The following is an 18,446-nucleotide window of genomic DNA, read 5'->3' on the forward strand; positions in this document are numbered from 1 at the left end:
AATTTCTCGCGAAGAGCTTCAGCGTGACTGGGAACGACAGGCGACTGAACTCGGCATTGATTTCAATGGAGCAAAGCGACCACTGGAAAAGGAAGCCGGATTGGAAGGCGGCAAGCCACCCCGGCAGGAATTGACGCCGGAGGCGGCTGCTCTGATTGCGGACGAATGTCTCCGGTGGGCGATCAAGCACCACACCGAACGCGAATCCGTGATGGACGGAAAGGAGATGCTGAAGACCGCGCTGCGCCGTTCGCACGGCATGGGCATAAAGCTGGGCGACCTCAAATCGGCCGTCAAACGCTCACTTGATAGAGGCCATCTGATCCTTGGGACGATTCAGTACCGGCACGCGAAGGATAAAGACGGCGCCGGCGAATCACGGTCGGACTTGGTCGCCGCCCTCGTTGGCGGTGGCATGAGCAAGAAACATGCGGAAGAAAGAATCCGCATTTCCATTGCTCGAGGCGAGCTTGTTCCGACCGGCGCAAGGTACACCACACAGGTGGCTCGGGAGCGCGAAAAGCGAATCCTGCAGATCGAGCGCGAGGGGCGTGACCAGGTCGCGCCAATCTTGGATATTCGAGCAGCCCAAGGCGCTATGGCGGGCCGCTCGCTCAAGCCTGGCCAGCTGGCGGCCGCCAATCTGATCCTCAGCACGCCACACCGGTTCATCGGCGTCCAAGGCCTGGCGGGAACCGGAAAGTCGCACATGCTGGCTCAGGTCAAGGAGGCCGCTGAAGCTGCGGGCTTCAAGGTCCAGGCCGTGGCGTCCTACGGCAAGCAGATCGAGGCCTTGCGGGAACTAGGAATGGAATCCCGGACCGTAGCGTCTGTTCTGGAGGCACGTCAGAAAGACCGGTTCAAGCTCGACCCGAAAACCGTCCTGGTCATCGATGAGGCGGGCGTGGTCCCAGCCCGCCTCATGGAACGCCTGATGAAAATGGCGGAGGCTGACGACGCACGCATCGTCATGCTGGGCGACACGGGCCAAACCAAGGCCATCGAGGCTGGCCGTCCGTTTCACCAGTTGCAGGTCGCTGGCATGGCTACGGCCCTAATGGGCGACATCATTCGGCAAAAGTCCCCCGAATTGAAGGCTGCGGTGGAACTAGCGGCAAAGGGTCAGGCCTCGGCTTCCCTTGGCGTGTTAGATCAGAAGCTAAAAGCCGTGCACACCATCAAGGACGACGGCGAACGATACGACGCGATAGCGACGCGATACGCAACGCTGAACGACGATGAGCGGCGGGAGACGCTTATCGTGACCGGGACGAACGATTCGCGGAATGCCTTAAACGAGGCCACCCATCAAGCACTTGGCCTCGGCGGCTGCGGCTTTGAGTTCAAGATGCTTACTCGACGTGACACTACGCAGGCAGAACGGCGAGTGGCCAAGTACTTCATCGCTGGGGATATTGTGCAGCCGGAGCGGGACTACAAAGCCGGAAATTTGCGGCAGGGCGAGATGTACCGCGTCATTGGCGCGCTTGCCGGAAAGCCCAATGACCTAGTCGTTGAGCATATGGAAAGTAAGGTCCGAACCACCTTCAATCCTGCCCGCGCCACCAAGCTGTCGGTCTACGAACCGGTCAAGGCAGAATTATCCGCTGGCGATTGGGTTCGGGCGACGAGGCACAACGCGGCTCTCGATTTGGCCAACGGTGATCGGTTTGAGGTGCTCGCCGTCACGCCCACGACGGTCACCATCGGCGGCAACGGCCGACGAATCACGATGAACGCGGCAACAGCGCCGCTGCATCTAGATCGGGCCTACGCGTCCACGAGCCACAGCGCGCAGGGACTGACCTGCGATCGCGCGCTGATCAACTCCGAGAGTTTTAGCCGCACCACGCAGCGCGACGTCTACTACGTGGCAATTTCGCGGGCGCGCTTTCACACGGAAATCTATACCGAGAATGCCGCAAAGCTGTCCGGCGCCGTGAACCGGCTGGAGGAGAAAACGGCGGCGTTGGACATCGGGTTGGAATCTACCCGTCCATGGCGTCCGCACAAGGCGCCCGCAGCCATGTACCACCACTCTAAATAGGGAACGCGATGCAGTCCATTCAAGCGCCGTTTTTCAATTTGACATTCGAGGGCTCTTTCCTTCACATCGAAAAGACGCGGGTGGCTGGAACCCTGGGGGAGACATCTTTCGGCGACAAGCGGACGTTTCGCCAGACTCCGTTAAAGGACGGTGAGGGGCCTAAGTCGCTTGGCTGTTACGCGCACAGTCTATCCGCCGATACTAGTGCCATGGACCTGCCCCCCGGGCAGGCCACGACAACGTCCGATGAGACCACGAAAGGGCCCTGGCTGAACGATCGCCAAAACAAATCAAATTTGCGTGGCGAAGCGCCTCACGCGCTCGACTTGGCGTCCGCCAATTCGAGCTCCTCAATATCGCGCCTGTGAACCAAGCGATAGAGCGCGGGTAGCACCAGCAGTGTCAGGATCGTCGACGATATGATGCCACCTATCACTACAGTAGCCAACGGCCGCTGCACCTCTGCGCCCGTGCCAGTTGCAATCGCCATTGGAACAAAGCCCAGCGATGCCACTAATGCGGTCATCAATACCGGCCGCAATCGGCTAATAGCACCTTCGCGAACGGCGCGGTCCAGTGATTTTCCGGCCTCACGCATGGAGCTGATAAACGAAAGCAAGACCAAACCATTCAACACAGCCACGCCGCACAGCGCGATAAAGCCAACGGCTGCGGTGATAGACAGCGGAATGTCCCTAAGCCATAACGCGATAATGCCACCGGTTAAAGCAAACGGGATGCCCGTGAAGACGATGAGGCCATCTCGAACGTTTCCGAACATCGCAAACAATAGCCCGAAAACGAGGAGCAATGCGGCCGGCACGACAATTTGAAGCCGCTGAGCTGCGGACTGTAGCTGCTCGAAGGTTCCGCCCCATGAGGTCCAGTAGCCCGTAGGAACCTTCACGCGTTGCTGGATGTCCGTCGTGGCCTGAGCGACGAATGAACCCAGGTCTCTCCCGCGAACGTTCGCACTCACCACAACATGCCGCTTACCGTCTTCTCGCGAGATCTGATTCGGCCCGGGCGAAAGATCAAAGCTGGCTACCTCACTTAACGGAATGTAGGCGGCCTGCGCCAGTCCCGCAGAAGCCGGCAATGCAATTGGCAGGTTGCGGAGTTCAGCTATATTTGCCCGCACAGTTTCGGGTAAGCGCACGACGATATCGAAGCGACGGTCACCTTGAAAGAAGGTGCCTGCTTCTCGGCCACCCACTGCGATCGCTAGCGTGTCCTGTATTGCGGTCAGGCTCAAACCGTAGCGCGCTGCGCGTTCGCGATCAATGTTGACCGTGAGCATGGGCAACCCCGTGGTCTGCTCGACTTTAACCTCGGATGCGCCGGGCACCTGTTCCAACACTTCAGCGATCTCAGCGGCGGTTGCGTTTAGCACGTCGTTGTCATCGCCGAACACCTTTACTGCCACGTCGCTGCGAACGCCAGAGATCAGCTCGTTGAATCGCAGCTGGATCGGCTGGGAGAATTCATAGTTATTTCCTGGAATCTGTGCGGCTTCCTCACGGATCGCCGCCAACAACTCGGCATGCGACTTCCTGGGGGTCGGCCATTCGTCCAGCGGCTTCAACATCACGTAGCCGTCCGAGATATTTGGCGGCATGGCGTCGGAAGCAATTTCCGCAGTTCCCGTACGCGCGAACACTCGTTCGATCTCGGGGAACTTCTCTTTCAGGCGAGCCTCGATCTGCTTCTGCATCTCGACAGACTGTGTAAGGCTTGTACCTGGGATTCGAAGGGCTTGAATTGCTATGTCTCCCTCGTTTAAGTTCGGGATAAATTCGCTGCCCAATCGTGACGCCAGCACTCCGCATAGCACCACCAAGACGGTTGCCGCACCCAGCACCCATGGCGTACGCCGCAGCGAACCTTCGAGGAGCGGCTGGTAACGGCGGGTAGCCCACACCATCAGACGGCTTTCCTTCTCCGAAACTTTGTTTCCTATGAACAACGCAACCGCCGCAGGCACAAACGTCACGGACAGGATCATCGCTCCGAGGAGAGCCAAAACCACTGTCAAGGCCATGGGGTGGAACATGCGCCCTTCCACACCGCTTAGCGCGAAGATCGGCAGATACACCACCATGATGATCAGTTGCCCAAATAGCAATGGGCGGCGTGCTTCACGAGCGGCTGCAAAAACTTCGTGGAAGCGCTCAGTCCGGGTCAGTGGGCGTTGATGATGAGCCTGCGCGTGGCTCAACCGCCGAACGCAGTTCTCCACAATGACGACGGCGCCATCGACGATGATTCCGAAATCCAAGGCACCTAGACTCATGAGGTTCGCACTAACCTTATATGCGACCATCCCCGTAAAGGTGAACAGCATTGACAACGGAATTATCATTGCGGTGACGAGCGCAGCGCGTATGTTCCCGAGGAATACAAACAACACTACGATTACCAGCGCAGCACCCTCAAGGAGGTTCTTTTTGACCGTGGCGATGGCTTTGTCAATCAAATTGGTGCGGTCGTACACGGTGATCGCCTTCACCCCGGCCGGCAGAGATTTGTTGATGACTTCGAGCTTCTCCGACACCGCCAGTGATACGGCACGGCTATTCTCGCCAATCAGCATGAAGACCGTGCCCAGCACCACTTCCTGCCCGTTGTCTGTGGCCGCCCCTGTTCTCAGTTCACGGCCGATACCGACATCGGCAACATCCCGAATACGAATTGCCCGTCCGCCGACCGAGGTCAACACCACGTTGCCAATGTCTTCAATGGATTTGACCTGGCCTGGTGCTCGAATCAGATACTGCTCTCCCTTGCGCTCGATGTACCCAGCACCCACGTTCGAGTTGTTGTTCTCTAGGGCAGTCATAATGTCGGCAAGGGTCAAGCCATAGGATGCGAGCCGCTCAGTGCTCGGCGCGACTTGATACTCCTTCGCGAAGCCACCTATCGAATTCACCTCGGTAACGCCGGGTATATTGCGCAGTTGCGGTTTGATAACCCAATCCTGCAATTCACGCAGATCCATCGGGGTGTACGGCGTCCCATCCTCCTTTCTCGCATCGTGCTCAGCTTCGACCGTCCACAAAAAGATCTCCCCTAAGCCCGATGAAATGGGCCCGAGAGAAGGTGTTATTCCTGCCGGCAAGCTCTCGCGCGCCTCCTGCAATCGCTGGTTGACCAGTTGTCGCGCGAAGTAGATGTCAGTGCCATCTTCAAAGATCACCGTGGTTTGGGACAGCCCGTAGCGTGACAAGGACCGCGTTTGCTCTAGCCCCGGGAGGCCGGCCATTACCGTCTCAATCGGATAGGTAATACGTTGCTCCGTCTCAAGCGGAGAGTAGCCGGGCGCCGCTACGTTGACTTGAACCTGGACGTTCGTGATGTCGGGAACCGCGTCGATTGCCAGGCGCGTGTAGTTATATATGCCGACCGCAGCCATTCCCAAGGTAAGGAATAGAACCAACCAGCGCTGTTCAATCGAAAATCGGATGAGGCGTTCAAACATGGTCTCTCCGCGATCAGTGTGCGTGGTCGGCGCTGGCCTTGCCGAGCTCCGATTTCAGTACAAATGCATTCTCGACCGCGTACCGTACGCCCACCTTCAAACCGCGCGTGACCTCTACCATGGCGTTGGAGCTTTTGCCTATCGTAATGGGCTGCGGCAAAAATCCGCCGGGGACCTCAATAAAGACGACGTTCTGGCCGTCAATCGTGTGAACGGCATCAGGGTCGACGCCGACTGCAACTTCTGAACTGTCTGTCACCACCTGCACCGTGACAAACAACCCCGGCCGCCATGCAGCTCCCGGATTGTTAAGCGTTACCCGTGCAGTAGCCGTGCGTGTTTGTTGACCCAGCAATGATCCGATATAAGAGACCTCACCCTGCGCAGTTTCGGAAAATGCGGTGGACGAGACGATAGCGTCTTCTCCTACGCGCACCGCTTGCAAGTCCTTGGGAGCGATCAAGAATTCCGCCCAAACCGTGCGCAAATCGGATATCGTAAAAATGCTCGCATCCGCAGCCAGCGCTTCCCCAAGTGCAATGTGCTTCTCCACAACCATCCCGTCGAATGGTGCACGAATTTCGAGCGATGCAAGCTCGGTTGAGCGCGGTGCCGCCGCGACGGCACGCAGCTTCTGCACAGCATTTTGCACGGCGATCTCCGCCTCTTGAAATGAAGCTCGGGCGACCTGATAGTCCTGCTCAGCGGAAACTTTTTCGCGCCAAAGCCGTTGCTCCCGAGCATGTGTCTGCGCAGCCAAATCACGCCGCTTGGTCGCTGCAAGCCATTCACTTCGCAATTCGGACAGCGATGCGCTGGAAATGACGGCCAACAGCTCTCCCTTTTTCACCTGTTGCCCAAGGTCCGCGGAAACGCTTTCCACAATTCCGGCCATGCGGGGTACCACGTGCGCTGTACGGTCAGCGTTGAACTTTATTTCGCCAGGAAATTGCGCAGACGTAGCCAATGGTGCCGGGCCGGCGGTGGCGAGCTTTATACCGGCCGTCTGCACTTGTTCAGCGGACAGCGCGATCTTTCCCTCGTCTTTTTCTAGCGACGCATGCATCGCCTCAGATTGGCCAGGGAGCTTGACCTCCGCGTCGACCTCCAGATAGTGCGGCTCTCCGACGGTTTGCTCGCTCACCAATGCGCTGCCTTCCTTGCGAAACGTGAGAGCTTCAATCTCTCCATTCGGCCGTCTCACTTGGACCTTCGCTTCTGCGGCATCCACGGGGACGGCCTTGTCACCGTCATAGCCCCAGATCTTCAGGCGAGCCTCACCTTTATCTTCACTAAGCAGCAGTTCTACTCCTAACTGGTCCCGCAATGTCAAGGCGCCACCGTTAGGGCCGGCCGTCTCAGACTCTTGCTCTTCATGACCGTGCTCATCCTCTGCGGCATGTAAAGTACCGATGCTTAGGAACAGCGCCAAACTCGTGAGAGCCGTAGCGCCAGAGAGACGCTTCACGGCGGACGAATATGCCTTTTTCAACATGTTTTATCTCTTAGAAACTCAATGTCCGAGAAGTCGGTCAATTTCGGAACGGGCTTGATACGCGGTCGCCACGACTTTTAGGTAGGCGATATTCCCGTCTGAAAGCGTCCGTTGCGCATCCAGCACTTCAAGAAAGCCGAACTTTCCCGCTTCAAAGCCCTTCCGAGCTGACTCGTAGGCTTGCGTCGCTCCTGGGAGCACGGAACTCCTGTAATCCTTTGCCGTAGCAAGGGCGAGGTCGAATTGGGTAACCGCTCGCAGCAGATCAGCCGTCAAGCGGGCTTCCAGATCGCGGAAGGTATCCTTGGCTTTGTACGCTTGCATGGACGCCGCATACACATTGCCCTGGTTGCGGTCGATCAGCGGCAGAGGGATTGAAATACCAATCTGCGGTTTGTCGCGACCTGCTTCATTGTCACGGGCAATACCCGCGCTGAGAGTGATGTCCGGAAAGCGCTTGCTTTTCTCAACGGCGACCTGGGCCTCGCCCAACTGCACAGCGATCCGGCCGGACTGCATAAATGGAGATTCCGCCAGACTGGCGCGCAATGCATCCAATGTCTCGCGCGTTGGCAAGGCGTCAATGTTCGCCGTCACGTAGCCAAAATCCGGGTCGTTCTCACCCCATAGAACAGACAGATTGCGGCGCGCGTCCTCCAGCTTTGCCCGCGCGGCACGCGCCTCAATCCGCGAATTTGCTAGGGCGACCCCGGCCTTACCGCTTTCTAGCGGAGGTGCCTTTCCAGCTGCGACCCTGCGTTCGGCCAAGCGTAGAGCGCCTGAGGCAATGTCGACATTCTGTTCCGTCACGCGAACCGCCTCTTGCGCGACCGCCATGTCAAAGAACGCAGTGACGACCGCCGCGCGCAGCGTGGCGCGAGCGCTGTGCACGTCCTGCCTGGCTATATCGCGTGAAAGCTCCGCAGCGCTGACGCGTGCAGCGCGCTTGCCCCCCAACTCGACCGGCATGCTCAGCAAGGCCGTGGTCGTACGTGTTGCCTTCTTCGTGTCATCGACGCTGACGTCTATGGAAGGATTCGGCATCAGGCCAGCTTGAGTAACTTGGCCATCGCCTGCGGCTGCTTCGTGCTTTGCCGCAGCCAGGCCTGGATTTCGCTCCAGCGCAGCAGCTAACGCCTCATCCAGCGTCAATCGGCGCTCATGCGAACCGGACTTGCTTGTGGAATTAGGTGTTGCAAGAAACGAATTTTGCGTCTCTGCGGCTTTGACCTGGGGCGAAACAAAACAAAGCATGGCCGCGACAGCGAGCGGCGGCAGGAATACACGCATGATCTTAACCGGTAGGAGGGCCTGCTATGGTGAGCGCGCCCGCAATCAACTGGCCCACTCGTATGTCGCGAGCGGGAATAGGGAGTGTGCCCGGCACTTTATCCAACGCACCTCGTCAAATTCTCGACAGCAACATGACAATTCCGTAATGTTGGCCGCGCTTACGATTTTGTAATCAGGGTGTTTGCGAATTGACAGGATCAATTCCGTAGAGTGTCACAACCGCTTCATCACAAGCGTGTAGGCCGTGCAACCGCCGTGCCTACCAAGGAATCCGGAGACTCTCATGCTGACCTATCGCACCCGATTTGCACTCACGCTCGGCGCTGCACTTTTGTTATCGACCACCGCGCAGGCGTCGGACTCGTGGCATCAAACAAATACCGAGATCGGCTATGAGACCGCTTTCGGCCACGCAACCGGAGGAAAGTCCGCCGAACAGGTCAAGGCGGAACTCGCTGAAGCGAAGGCTGACAAGCGCGCTTGGGCCTTAACGTACAGAAGCTTGGCTACACCTGGGTGGTCGAAACAAGGGACTGGTCGTACACGCGCAGAGGTGCAGAGCGAAGCCGCAGCGACGAGCTCCGAGGAGCGTGCTCGTATTGACCAAATCTACACGCCAGGCTAAGGCCGATTGAAGTTTGGACCGCTGGTCGCTCTTTGGTCCCAAATGGATATCAATGGGGGATCATGCCTGGACTAGAATATTCGCTGTACTGCCGCTCCTGGCATCTTCCTCTGTTGGCAAACATGAAAGTTCTTGTAATCGAAGACGAGAAAAAGCTTGCCGAGTATTTAAGACGCGCGCTCACCGACCACAACTATATTGTCGACGTCGCGACCGAAGGCCGAGTCGGTCTTCATCTTGCTCAAGAAAGCGAATACGATCTCGTCCTTCTTGACATCATGCTGCCTGGCATAGACGGTCTTAGCATCCTGAAGGAGCTGCGGAAGACCAGTCAGGTTCCGGTCCTTATGCTCACAGCGAGAGACAAGCTCGAAGACCGCGTCCACGGCTTGCATGAAGGCGCAGACGACTACCTTTCCAAGCCATTTGCGTTGTCGGAATTGCTGGCGCGTGTGTTAGCACTGGTCCGGCGCAGTGGCCGACAGGCCCCCCAGGCAGAAAGCCCCAACTTGCTTCGAGTCGGAGACCTTGATCTGGACCTTTTGCGCAGACGCGCGAGTCGAAACGGACAGCGTTTGGAACTGACAGCAAAGGAGTTCACTCTTCTGACGCTTCTAATGCGAAAGCAAGGAGAAGTACTGTCGCGGCTCGAGTTGGCCGAACAAGTTTGGGACATGAACTTCAACAGCAACACCAACGTAGTTGAAGTCGCTATCCGGCGCCTACGAGGCAAGGTCGATGATCCGTTTGACAACAAGTTGCTGCACACAGTGCGTGGTATGGGCTATGTGCTGGAAGTCCGGGAAACTTAATTGTGGGCAAACAGCCTAGATCCCTAAGGCGCTGGCTATCGCAAAGACTCGCGATCCAAACCTTCATAGCACTGAGCTTGGTCTGCATCGCGGTCTATTACGCGACAAATCTCAACCTCGCCCGTCGCCAAGACGCACTGATGCAACAGAAGGTTGAAGTAGTTCGTCACGTCGTCGAAGAGAATGGTGCCGATGGCGACTCGGCCAGGATGCAACACAAACTCGAGGATTTTTTCTACGGACGCCCCGAGTTCACACTAGTTCTAGAAGTTAACGGAAAGCCCGTCGTCTTTGGCAACCCGCTCGACAACGATGCCGATCGGGAACGCAGCATTTCGTTCCTCTTGCCACATCCAGGCACACCGGGCGGGTCATTGACCGCCAGACTGGTTCTCGATATTTCGGAGGATGTGCGGCTTCGCAGAGGGCTAGCATGGACGCTGTTCGCCTGCGCTCTTTTAGGCTCGCTTGTGGTGGCGACCATGGGAACCATCACAGTGCGAATGGCGCTCACGCCCTTGGACTCGCTCGCGCAGCAGGCCGCCAAGCTTTCACCAGACCGCATCGGTGAGCGCCTCAATGAGGCAGGCCAAGCAATTGAAATCTTGCCACTCGTGCGCCAATTCAATGCAGTATTGCAGCGCTTGGAGCGAGCTTACGTTCAAATGGAAGGTTTCAATGCCGATGTGGCCCACGAAATGCGTACGCCGCTAACCACGTTGATCGGTGAAACGGAGCTTGCCCTGCGGACACGTCCCGACCGAGACGCGCTGCTGGATATTTTGGGATCGAATCTCGAAGAATTGGAACGGCTGTCCAGCATCGTGAAAGACATGCTTTTCCTATCGCAGGCCGATCGAGGTGCTAGGGTCAGGGGGGCATGGGAACACAGTATTGCAGCGATTGTGCATGAAGTGAGCCAGTACCATGAGGCCGAAGCCCTGGAGGCTGGCGTATCCATTGTCGTAGAAGGCGATGCGGCTTCGCGGATAGACAGACCGCTATTCCAGCGGGCGGTTTCCAACCTGCTTTCAAACGCGATCCGTTATGCCACTCCGAAAAGCGTCATAACGATCAGCCTGTCGAACGAGAAAGTCGGCGAGGTGGTGTTAGCCGTGTGCAATGAAGGCGCGCCGATCGCGCCCGAGCACTTACCTCGCCTTTTTTACCGCTTTTATCGAACCGACAGTTCCCGTGAATTTGAAGCAAATCATCACGGCCTGGGACTTGCCATTGTCGCCGCCATTGCCCGCATGCATGGCGGCACTACTTTTGCACAGTCGGCCGGCCGGCACACGACAATAGGTTTCAGAATCGACGTGCCGTGCCCGGAGTGTGAACTGGAAATCACCAACTCTCTCAGGTCGAATGCTGCTCGGAAGCCTTCTACACCCATCTAAGTATAAAACCTCAGAACCGAGACGGACCGATAACGTAGGGCAAATCCGGTTGACGACGGCAGCCAACGATAAGCCAACGACCTAACCGCTTGCACGCGGAAATCGACTCTATCCAAGGATATCCAAGCGATCTACAAAGCCGGCCTGGGCGGTCACCACACAAGGCAGCCCATTCGGCGACTGCACATCTTGACCCTCCACCCCGTTTAGGGCGTGTAATTAGCGTTACCGACGCTTTCCAGTGGCGGCATCAAGGAGAGATCTATGAGTGAGAACTGCGCCCAAGACAGGACACAAAATCTCGACTCCAACGAGTCAGAGGACCGCCGTACCCTGACGTTGGTGCTGCTAATTAATCTCGCGCAGAGTATCGTCGGCGCAGGCGTTGGTCTGTGGGCGTCCTCGACCGCGCTGATAGGCGCCGCACTGGACAACTTGGCAGACGCATCGGTGTACGGAGTTAGCCTCTATGCAGTAGGGCGGGCGCGGGAAATCAAGGTCCGAGCGGCCCGTCTTTCCGGGTGGTTGCTGATCGGCCTGGCAATAATGTTGCTTGTGGAGGTGCTCCGCCGCTTCTTTGGTGGCGAACCGCCGATTGGCCCTGCCATGATGGTAATGGCGGCAATCAACGCCGCATTAAACCTCATATGCCTACGCCTGTTGAAGCGTCATCGGGGGGAAGACGTGAATTTCAAGGCTTCGGCCATATTCACTAGCAACGACTCGATCGTGAATCTCGCCATCGTCTTGTCCGGAGCACTTGTGATGTGGTCGGGATCGAACGTGCCAGACCTGATTCTTGGGTTGGTGGTGGCGGCAATTGCTGCCAAAGGTGGGCGGGAAATTCTCAGCGACGCAGCCGAAGCCGGAGAAGAGCCCCCCTCGAATGCCTCTTGATCCGAGAAATGCCTCATGATTCGCAAGCGATTGTTCAACGGGGAGCACCTTGCAAATCGAGGACTTTCAATCTTTCACAAGGCCAATTGTCAGGTTTGAAGTTTGCCGCCAACATGCGCGCTCGAAAGCTATTCCGGTTCTCACTTCACAAGCACGACTGCTCACGGACATTGAAGTACTCGGGCTACTGCCCTCCCCAGTGTATTGATAGGAGCTTGCGGTGACGAGCGTTTCAAAGCAAACCACGCGTCATTCTAGGGCCGCCACCATTTGGCTGACCATAGGTTGGATAACAGCCTTGGTTGCGACGCTGTCGGCAGTATTCATCGGCGAGGTAATGGGCAGGACGCCGTGCGTGTTGTGCTGGTACCAGCGGATATTCATGTTCCCCTTAGCACTAGTGCTAGGGGTCGCTAGCTATAGAGGAGACCATGACGGTTGGCGCTACGCCATGCCGCTGGCCGTGATCGGCGCGGGATTCGCCGGCTATCACACCTTGTTGTACTGGGGAGTGATTGAACCGGAGATCGTCTCCTGCTCGGCAGAGACTTCTTGCTCGGGGGCAGAGATGGCAATCCTCGGTTCCATACCCCTACCCTTTGTGTCGCTGCTCGCTTTCGCTTTGATTGTCATTTCCCTCTTCCTTGTCCGTCATCACACCAACAAATGAATCGACGCCTTCTTGTCATATCCATCAGTGTTGCCTCAATCGCTATCTTTGCCTTCGCCGCTTTTTACACGCGGCCGGCGGACGTGCCCGCGCGCGGGGCCGACCAGTCCGGAACGGATTCGCCGGGAGCTGCGACGCTGGTGCGGTTTCATTCCCCGGTAATCGGACAATTCGATGCTCCTGTCACTGTCGTGGAGTTCTTCGATCCCTCTTGCGAGGGATGCCGTGCTTTCTACCCTTACGTCAAACAGATCTTGAGCAAGTATCCGAACGAGGTCCGGGTCGTCATGCGTTATGTGCTGTTTCACAAGGGATCTGAGGAAACCGTCCGGATGCTCGAAGCTGCACGTCGGCAGGGCCTATTCGAACCCGTATTGGAAGCGATGCTTAAAGCTCAGCCCGAGTGGCACGATGATCCCGGGGTCGCCGCCGCTTGGCGCGCCGCGGTGCAGGCGGGCCTGGATGAGAAAAAGGCGCGAGGAGACATGCATGATCCTGCGATCAGCGCGCTCATCAGGGCAGACGAGGCAGACGCCAATGCGGCGGGCATCAAAGGTACGCCGACGTTCTTTGTGAATGGAACTCGCTTGGGCAAGCTAACGCCGCAGGACCTTTCAGCCGCGATCGAGCATGCGCGACAAGGAAGCAAGAAATAGTCATTGTGAAGCTGGACGCCCATCCGGGGCGTTCAGACCGACTTCAATATCTCAGCCTAGATGGAGATGAACGTACACTGCGTGCAGTGCCGGGAAGTCTTTCACACGGCCGCAAATTTCACTCTCACTGCATTCTGCCATGCCTAAGCTTCGAGATCGCCTGGAGATCCATCAGGTATCTATCTACTCCGCCGCAATCTTTATAGCGGTGCTTTGCGCCTTCGCAATACCGAACAGCGGCGGGCTCGAGCCACTGATCAATCCCACACTTGCTTTCATGCTCTTCGTGACCTTCTTGCAAGTTCCGATTTCGGAATTGCGAAGAGCATTCACAAGGGTGCGCTTCCTTGGGGCGCTACTCTGCGCGAATTTCTTGGCCATCCCTCTCGTCATATTGGGTTTGGTGCCTTTCCTTCCCGAGGATCCGATGGTCCGGCTGGGTGTGCTGCTTGTGCTCCTGACGCCATGCATCGACTATGTCGTGACGTTTTCTCACCTAGGCCGTGCTGACGCAAAGCTCCTACTTGCCGCCACTCCTGCTTTGCTGCTGCTGCAGATGGCGTTACTGCCCCTCTATCTGAAAATGTTCATGGGCAAGGCATCTGCAGAACTGATTCGCGTGGGTCCGTTCGTCGAGGCCTTCGCATGGCTCATTGTGGTACCCCTCGTCTTGGCGGGTCTTGTACAGGCTTGGGCTGCTCGCAGCACCATGGGCAGCCGCGTAGCAGGCAGCCTTGGACTTGCACCGGTACCCGCAACGGCGCTAGTTCTGTTCGTCGTCGTGGCGGCCGTACTTCCGCAGTTGGGTAACGCCATCGGCAGTGCCGTGCGAGTTATCCCTGTCTACATCGCATTTGCCGCAATCGCTCCCGTTGTCGGATGGATAATCGCAAAGGGATTTGGATTGGAGGCCTCTGCTGGCCGGTCCATAGCGTTCAGTGCGGCGACGCGCAATTCGCTGGTGGTTTTGCCTCTAGCTCTTGCGGTGCCCGGCGCCGTACCGCTTTTGCCTGCGGTCATCGTGACCCAAACTATTGTCGAATTGGTCAGCGAACTGGTCTATGTTCGATTGATTCCGAAACTAGGCCGATCACAAGCACGCCGACATGCCGGCTAGGATAGAATCTGCCGGGTATCTGAAGGACGGCTGTGGGTCGTTTTCGGCCTTTCGGCAGGACGGCTCGCGGCCATGATCTGTCGTCCGGCGCGATGTTGCGAATGCCTGGTCCCAGGCTGCCGGCCGCCACTCGTTGACAGGCCAACTAGGGGAATCCGCATCCGCCAATCTGCCGCCAAAGCCTCTGGGCAGATTGGCGCAGAGGAGACGCTCGACCGGTCGAGTTGAAGGCCTCGAACGGCAAAGACCCGCGCTGCTAAGTGTCACGCCGCGGTAGTGGCGTGGCCAAGCACAGCTGTTCGTGCCGCGCAGTAGTACTCAGGAGCGCTTGTACCCCTTCAGCAGAGATTCAGGGACGAACGTCAGGTTCCCTCTTGCGCGAGAGCAGGCGACGTATAGTTTGTTGCGCGTCTCCGCGTTGATGTCTCGGAAGCTGCCAGCGTTCCAGGCCTTCACATTGCCAGGATTCAGCACTACGCATACGTCCTCGTAGCGATCCATGCCTTTGGACGCGCCCCAGTTCTGGGAGAAGCAGCCGTACTTGTGGTGCTCCTTGTAGAACAGCTTGACCGTCCCAGGATCCCGGTAGAGGATCGCAACCGCTGCAGGGTCGTCCTCGAAGCGCACGATACTAGTCCGCTCGGCATGGGCCTGAATCTCGATGCCGACCTTCTCCGTGATGAAGTCGCAGACGCTCTTGCTGCAACGTCGGCTGCGCTTGAAGATTTCGGTATCGACCTTTAGCCGAGCCCGCTCGAATCTCTTCTTGTAGGCATCGTAATTCTCATGCAGGTTGACATTGACGTTGCCGTCACGGCTCGTGTCGAAGGTGTGCTGATGAAAATCGCCGACGAAGCACATGCTCACCTGGGCCACGCTGATGCTCAGGAGGAAGTTGAAGTCATGCCCGCCAAAATCCTGTACCTCGTCGACGAAGAGGACGTCGAAGTACTTTTCCATGCGAGCCACCACCGCACCAATCAGGCCAGACTGCTCGATGAACTTAGCGAGACGGTTCGCATAGAGCCTGCGGCCAGGCGACATGTAGCGCCGGTCATCGGTCAAAGGGTAGACCGGAAACCGGTCGGGAGCGTTGAAAGTGATGCCGAGTGTGTCCTTCTCTGAGCGTAGGAACGGCCGGTAGCAGAAGCTGTGCAGGAACCTGAAGTAGGTGTAGATCGCGATGTTGGGCGGAAGATAGCCGAAGCGCTCGATGACCTTAGCGCGCAGGTTTTCGTGGTTGGCCTCGGTATATGTGACCAGCAGGAAGCGCCGCGTCTCGTCTAACGCAGTGACTAGGTGGGTAGTCTTGCCCGACCCAGCGACCGCAAAGACTACGCTCTTATCCATGCCACCGCCTGTTGGATGTAACCCGGAGCTGCCAGCGCGGCGCCCTTCTTTTCCAGCAACTGGAACGCGGCGTCGGTCTTGTTCTTCAGCATGTATTCCTCGACGTTCAGGGTCTTGCGGCCCGCCGCGAACAGATCCTCGCAGGCGGTCTGGTTGTCCTGGTATATGCAGACCTCGAAGGTATGGCGGGAGTTGTCGGGATCCGCGAAGACCTGTATGGATTCCGACACGTGGTCCGAGTAGTTCGCCACGCAGTTGGCTGCATGATCCTTGTCGTTGTCTCGGATCGCCGCCACCTTGATGCCCAGCAGCTTGGCAAGTTCGAGGTAGCGCTTGAAGCTGGTGCCGTCGACCGAGATTACATGAATGCTATCGGCATCCAGGCTGGACCCCGGGGCACTGATCTTGTAGAGAGCCTCCATTAGGATGAATTCCGCGTCACCCTCAACCAGGATCGCCTTTTTGCACAAGGCTAGTTCCAGGACATTGTTGTCGGGCGCCTTCATGAAGAACTCGGCGGTTCCCGGGCTGAGATCCTTCAGGTTGGCCGGTTGCGATGGGTTATCTTCGCTCAGGATCAGGACTTTCCGGAGATTCAGCCGTGTCGCGATAAAGCTGCTATGCGTGGCGACAAAGAGCTGCTTCTTGACGGAGGCACGGATGCGCTCGATCAACTTGCGCATATGCACCTGACTGAGATGGTTCTCCGGCTCCTCCAGCAAAAGCACGTGAAGCGTATGCTCCCGGTTGCGCAGCGCGAACTCTGTCTTGATAAAACACTGGCGTCCCTTACCCTTGCTGTCGACCGGGATGTCGTCCTCGGTGATGATGATGTCGGTCTCGACGCTGGCCTTCGGACTGGTCCTGATATCGAACTTGTAGGCATCCAGCCCGTCGTTCATTGTCTTGAAGACGTCCTCCTTGAACTTCGCCTTCGCCTTTCGGTATTCGAAGCCGTGCAGGTTGCGCTGGGCAACGCTCGCATGCGCGGCATACATTGCACGCGTGTACTCGCGCGTGGCGTGCTCGTTGTTGATCAGTGAGCTGTCGATCAGGAGGTGCCGCAGCGGTCTCTTGTGCGGAAATACAGCCTCGTCCGTGAACGTCAGGAAATGTACCCCGTAGTACTCGAACGGGAAGTTCTCGTGCTTCTCCGCAAGGATGGCCTCGATCTCCTTCGTGTACTCGTCAAGTGGCTTGCACACCATCTTGATGCCAAGGTGGTCGGCGCTCTTACTGTTGTTCCGCCCATCCAGGTCGTGGCGACCCGGCAGGCCATCGAAATAGACTTCGATCAGCAACTCCGGCAGGTCGATGATTTTCCTGGTGCCAGCGAGGAACTCGGCGATGCAGTCGGCGTTGAACAGTGCTTCGAGCCCAATGCCCTCGACCTTGCTGCGACTGGCGCTCAGCACGATGTCCATCGCCTGAAGCACCGAACTCTTTCCGGCTTCGTTGCCGCCAACCAGAATGTTGAGCTCCGGATCGAATTCCAATTCCAGCGCCTTGAAGCGCTTGAAATTTTTGAGTACCAACCGTCGAACTGTTCCCACGTCCATTTTCTCCATTCAGTACCGAGTCAAAGCGGAAATGCATCCGATGCCGCCGTGATCTGCGGCTATCGGATCGAATTCGATGCAGACCAAGATTTACTTCGTGCGTATGTAGCTCGGCATACTAACAAGCTTGGCGGGAGTGAGAAACGGACAAAATCGGGGGTCGATCAGAGCCAAAAGATCAAGGCACTCCAGCCTTACACGCCGTGGCCCTTGCCACGACTGTCGCTGATGACAACCCACACGCCGCATCACTCTACAAATTTTTTAAAAACCCACGTCAGTGAACCAAATTTCAAGTTGAATGAACTTCGACAACGGGTTGGTCTCAACGTTGTCTCACACCTGTCTCATGTATGTCTTATATGTGTCTCACACATGTCTCACATGTGTCTCATTGATGTCGCAACGCGGGGCGCCGGACTCCCAAACTGCCGAAGATCGGACAGATGTATACGGCGGAAACCCGCGCAGAGCAGCGACCCTGGCGGCCCACGGTATTTGTTGGCGGTTCGTTGTCAGACAAAAGAAAACAGCCCGCCGCAAGGAAAACCCAAAGAAATCAAAGAGATGACCCCACCCGGAGGGTGCGTCCTGTGTGGTGGCTTTAAGGGACCCGCCGCCGCCCTGGCGGCGGGGGCCTTAAGGGCACCTGTGAGCGTCCGGGGGACGCTCACGAAGTCCGCAGGACGGCCCCGCCGGCGCAGCCGGTGGGAAAGGCCGCCCCATACCAAACCCGTTGGTACATCCAAAGCAAAAGGCCGCCCTAGGGCGGCCTTTTACTTTGGCGGATGGTTTAGGTCAGTGCGCTGCTGCCGTTGAGGCCAAGGGCCGAACAGGCGGCTGCTCATGCTGTAGCGCTTGCCACAAATCATAGTTGGCCTGCATTGCGACCCAAGCCTGGGCAGTACTGGCCCCAGCATGCTCCAGCCGGACAGCCAGATCCGGGCTGATACCAGCCTTGCCATTGAGCACCCGGGAAAGTGCCACCCGCGACATGGCCAGCCGGTCAGCAGCCTCGGTCACAGATAGCCCCAAGGGGGCAATTAC

15 protein-coding genes are annotated in these 18,446 nt (G+C 57.5%); 8 read left to right on the forward strand and 7 right to left on the reverse strand.

Annotated features, from left to right (window positions below; translation table 11 throughout):
• On the forward strand, positions 1 to 2,047 hold a 2,047-nt coding region (locus tag WBR68_RS30530), incomplete at its 5' end, for an ATP-dependent DNA helicase (protein WP_230696154.1).
• Positions 2,048 to 2,360: 313 nt separating this feature from the next.
• On the opposite strand, the gene WBR68_RS30535 is transcribed toward WBR68_RS30530, so the two are convergent.
• Genes WBR68_RS30535 through WBR68_RS30545 form a run of 3 tightly spaced genes read right to left on the reverse strand, consistent with a single transcriptional unit; the run spans position 2,361 to position 8,310 of the window.
• Positions 2,361 to 5,525, reverse strand: a complete 3,165-nt coding sequence (locus WBR68_RS30535) for an efflux RND transporter permease subunit (protein ID WP_230696155.1) — start codon at positions 5,523 to 5,525, stop codon at positions 2,361 to 2,363.
• Between the two features lie 13 nt (positions 5,526 to 5,538).
• On the reverse strand, positions 5,539 to 7,020 hold the full coding sequence (locus WBR68_RS30540; RefSeq protein WP_230696156.1) for an efflux RND transporter periplasmic adaptor subunit: 1,482 nt from the start codon (positions 7,018 to 7,020) through the stop codon (positions 5,539 to 5,541).
• Positions 7,021 to 7,038: 18 nt separating this feature from the next.
• Positions 7,039 to 8,310: a TolC family protein gene (locus tag WBR68_RS30545; RefSeq protein ID WP_050448716.1), complete on the reverse strand. Its 1,272-nt coding sequence runs from the start codon at positions 8,308 to 8,310 to the stop codon at positions 7,039 to 7,041.
• 286 nt (positions 8,311 to 8,596) lie between these two features.
• Between WBR68_RS30545 and WBR68_RS30550 the strand changes: the two genes are divergently transcribed.
• From WBR68_RS30550 to WBR68_RS30565, 4 genes are all read left to right on the forward strand, one after another.
• Positions 8,597 to 8,938, forward strand: coding sequence for a DUF4148 domain-containing protein (locus WBR68_RS30550; protein ID WP_230696157.1), 342 nt, complete (start codon positions 8,597 to 8,599; stop codon positions 8,936 to 8,938).
• 122 nt (positions 8,939 to 9,060) lie between these two features.
• Positions 9,061 to 9,750, forward strand: coding sequence for a heavy metal response regulator transcription factor (locus WBR68_RS30555; RefSeq protein WP_050448718.1), 690 nt, complete (start codon positions 9,061 to 9,063; stop codon positions 9,748 to 9,750).
• A gap of 2 nt (positions 9,751 to 9,752) precedes the next feature.
• A complete protein-coding gene (locus WBR68_RS30560; RefSeq protein WP_342490525.1) occupies positions 9,753 to 11,150 on the forward strand; it encodes a heavy metal sensor histidine kinase in 1,398 nt (465 codons plus the stop codon).
• A 264-nt stretch (positions 11,151 to 11,414) separates the two neighbouring features.
• Entirely contained in the window at positions 11,415 to 12,047 is a 633-nt protein-coding gene (locus WBR68_RS30565) for a cation transporter (protein WP_230696158.1), read from the forward strand.
• A 249-nt stretch (positions 12,048 to 12,296) separates the two neighbouring features.
• Here WBR68_RS30565 and WBR68_RS30570 read toward each other — a convergent pair whose 3' ends face one another.
• Positions 12,297 to 12,431: a hypothetical protein gene (locus tag WBR68_RS30570; protein WP_342490526.1), complete on the reverse strand. Its 135-nt coding sequence runs from the start codon at positions 12,429 to 12,431 to the stop codon at positions 12,297 to 12,299.
• Here WBR68_RS30570 and WBR68_RS30575 point away from each other — a divergent pair.
• The 3 genes from WBR68_RS30575 (at position 12,373) to WBR68_RS30585 (ending at position 14,490) form a co-directional block, all read left to right on the forward strand.
• A complete protein-coding gene (locus WBR68_RS30575) occupies positions 12,373 to 12,717 on the forward strand; it encodes a disulfide bond formation protein B (RefSeq protein ID WP_230696165.1) in 345 nt (114 codons plus the stop codon). The two genes, WBR68_RS30570 and WBR68_RS30575, sit on opposite strands and share 59 nt — an antisense overlap.
• Positions 12,714 to 13,373: a DsbA family protein gene (locus WBR68_RS30580; RefSeq protein ID WP_230696159.1), complete on the forward strand. Its 660-nt coding sequence runs from the start codon at positions 12,714 to 12,716 to the stop codon at positions 13,371 to 13,373. Before WBR68_RS30575 ends, WBR68_RS30580 begins: the two co-directional genes overlap by 4 nt.
• Before the next feature lie 139 nt (positions 13,374 to 13,512).
• The gene (locus WBR68_RS30585; protein WP_230696160.1) at positions 13,513 to 14,490 is read left to right on the forward strand and encodes an arsenic resistance protein; all 978 of its coding nucleotides are present in this window, start codon (positions 13,513 to 13,515) and stop codon (positions 14,488 to 14,490) included.
• A 318-nt stretch (positions 14,491 to 14,808) separates the two neighbouring features.
• On the opposite strand, the gene WBR68_RS30590 is transcribed toward WBR68_RS30585, so the two are convergent.
• The 3 genes from WBR68_RS30590 to WBR68_RS30600 form a co-directional block, all read right to left on the reverse strand.
• Entirely contained in the window at positions 14,809 to 15,840 is a 1,032-nt protein-coding gene (locus WBR68_RS30590) for an AAA family ATPase (RefSeq protein WP_230696161.1), read from the reverse strand.
• A complete protein-coding gene (locus WBR68_RS30595) occupies positions 15,825 to 17,408 on the reverse strand; it encodes an ATP-dependent nuclease (RefSeq protein WP_230696162.1) in 1,584 nt (527 codons plus the stop codon). Before WBR68_RS30595 ends, WBR68_RS30590 begins: the two co-directional genes overlap by 16 nt.
• A 789-nt stretch (positions 17,409 to 18,197) precedes the next feature.
• A partial coding sequence (locus tag WBR68_RS30600; protein ID WP_230696163.1) for a HigA family addiction module antitoxin occupies positions 18,198 to 18,446 on the reverse strand: 249 nt, incomplete at its 5' end.

Source organism: Achromobacter sp. JD-1 (assembly GCF_038594925.1).
In the GTDB taxonomy this organism is placed as follows: domain Bacteria; phylum Pseudomonadota; class Gammaproteobacteria; order Burkholderiales; family Burkholderiaceae_B; genus Achromobacter; species Achromobacter spanius_C.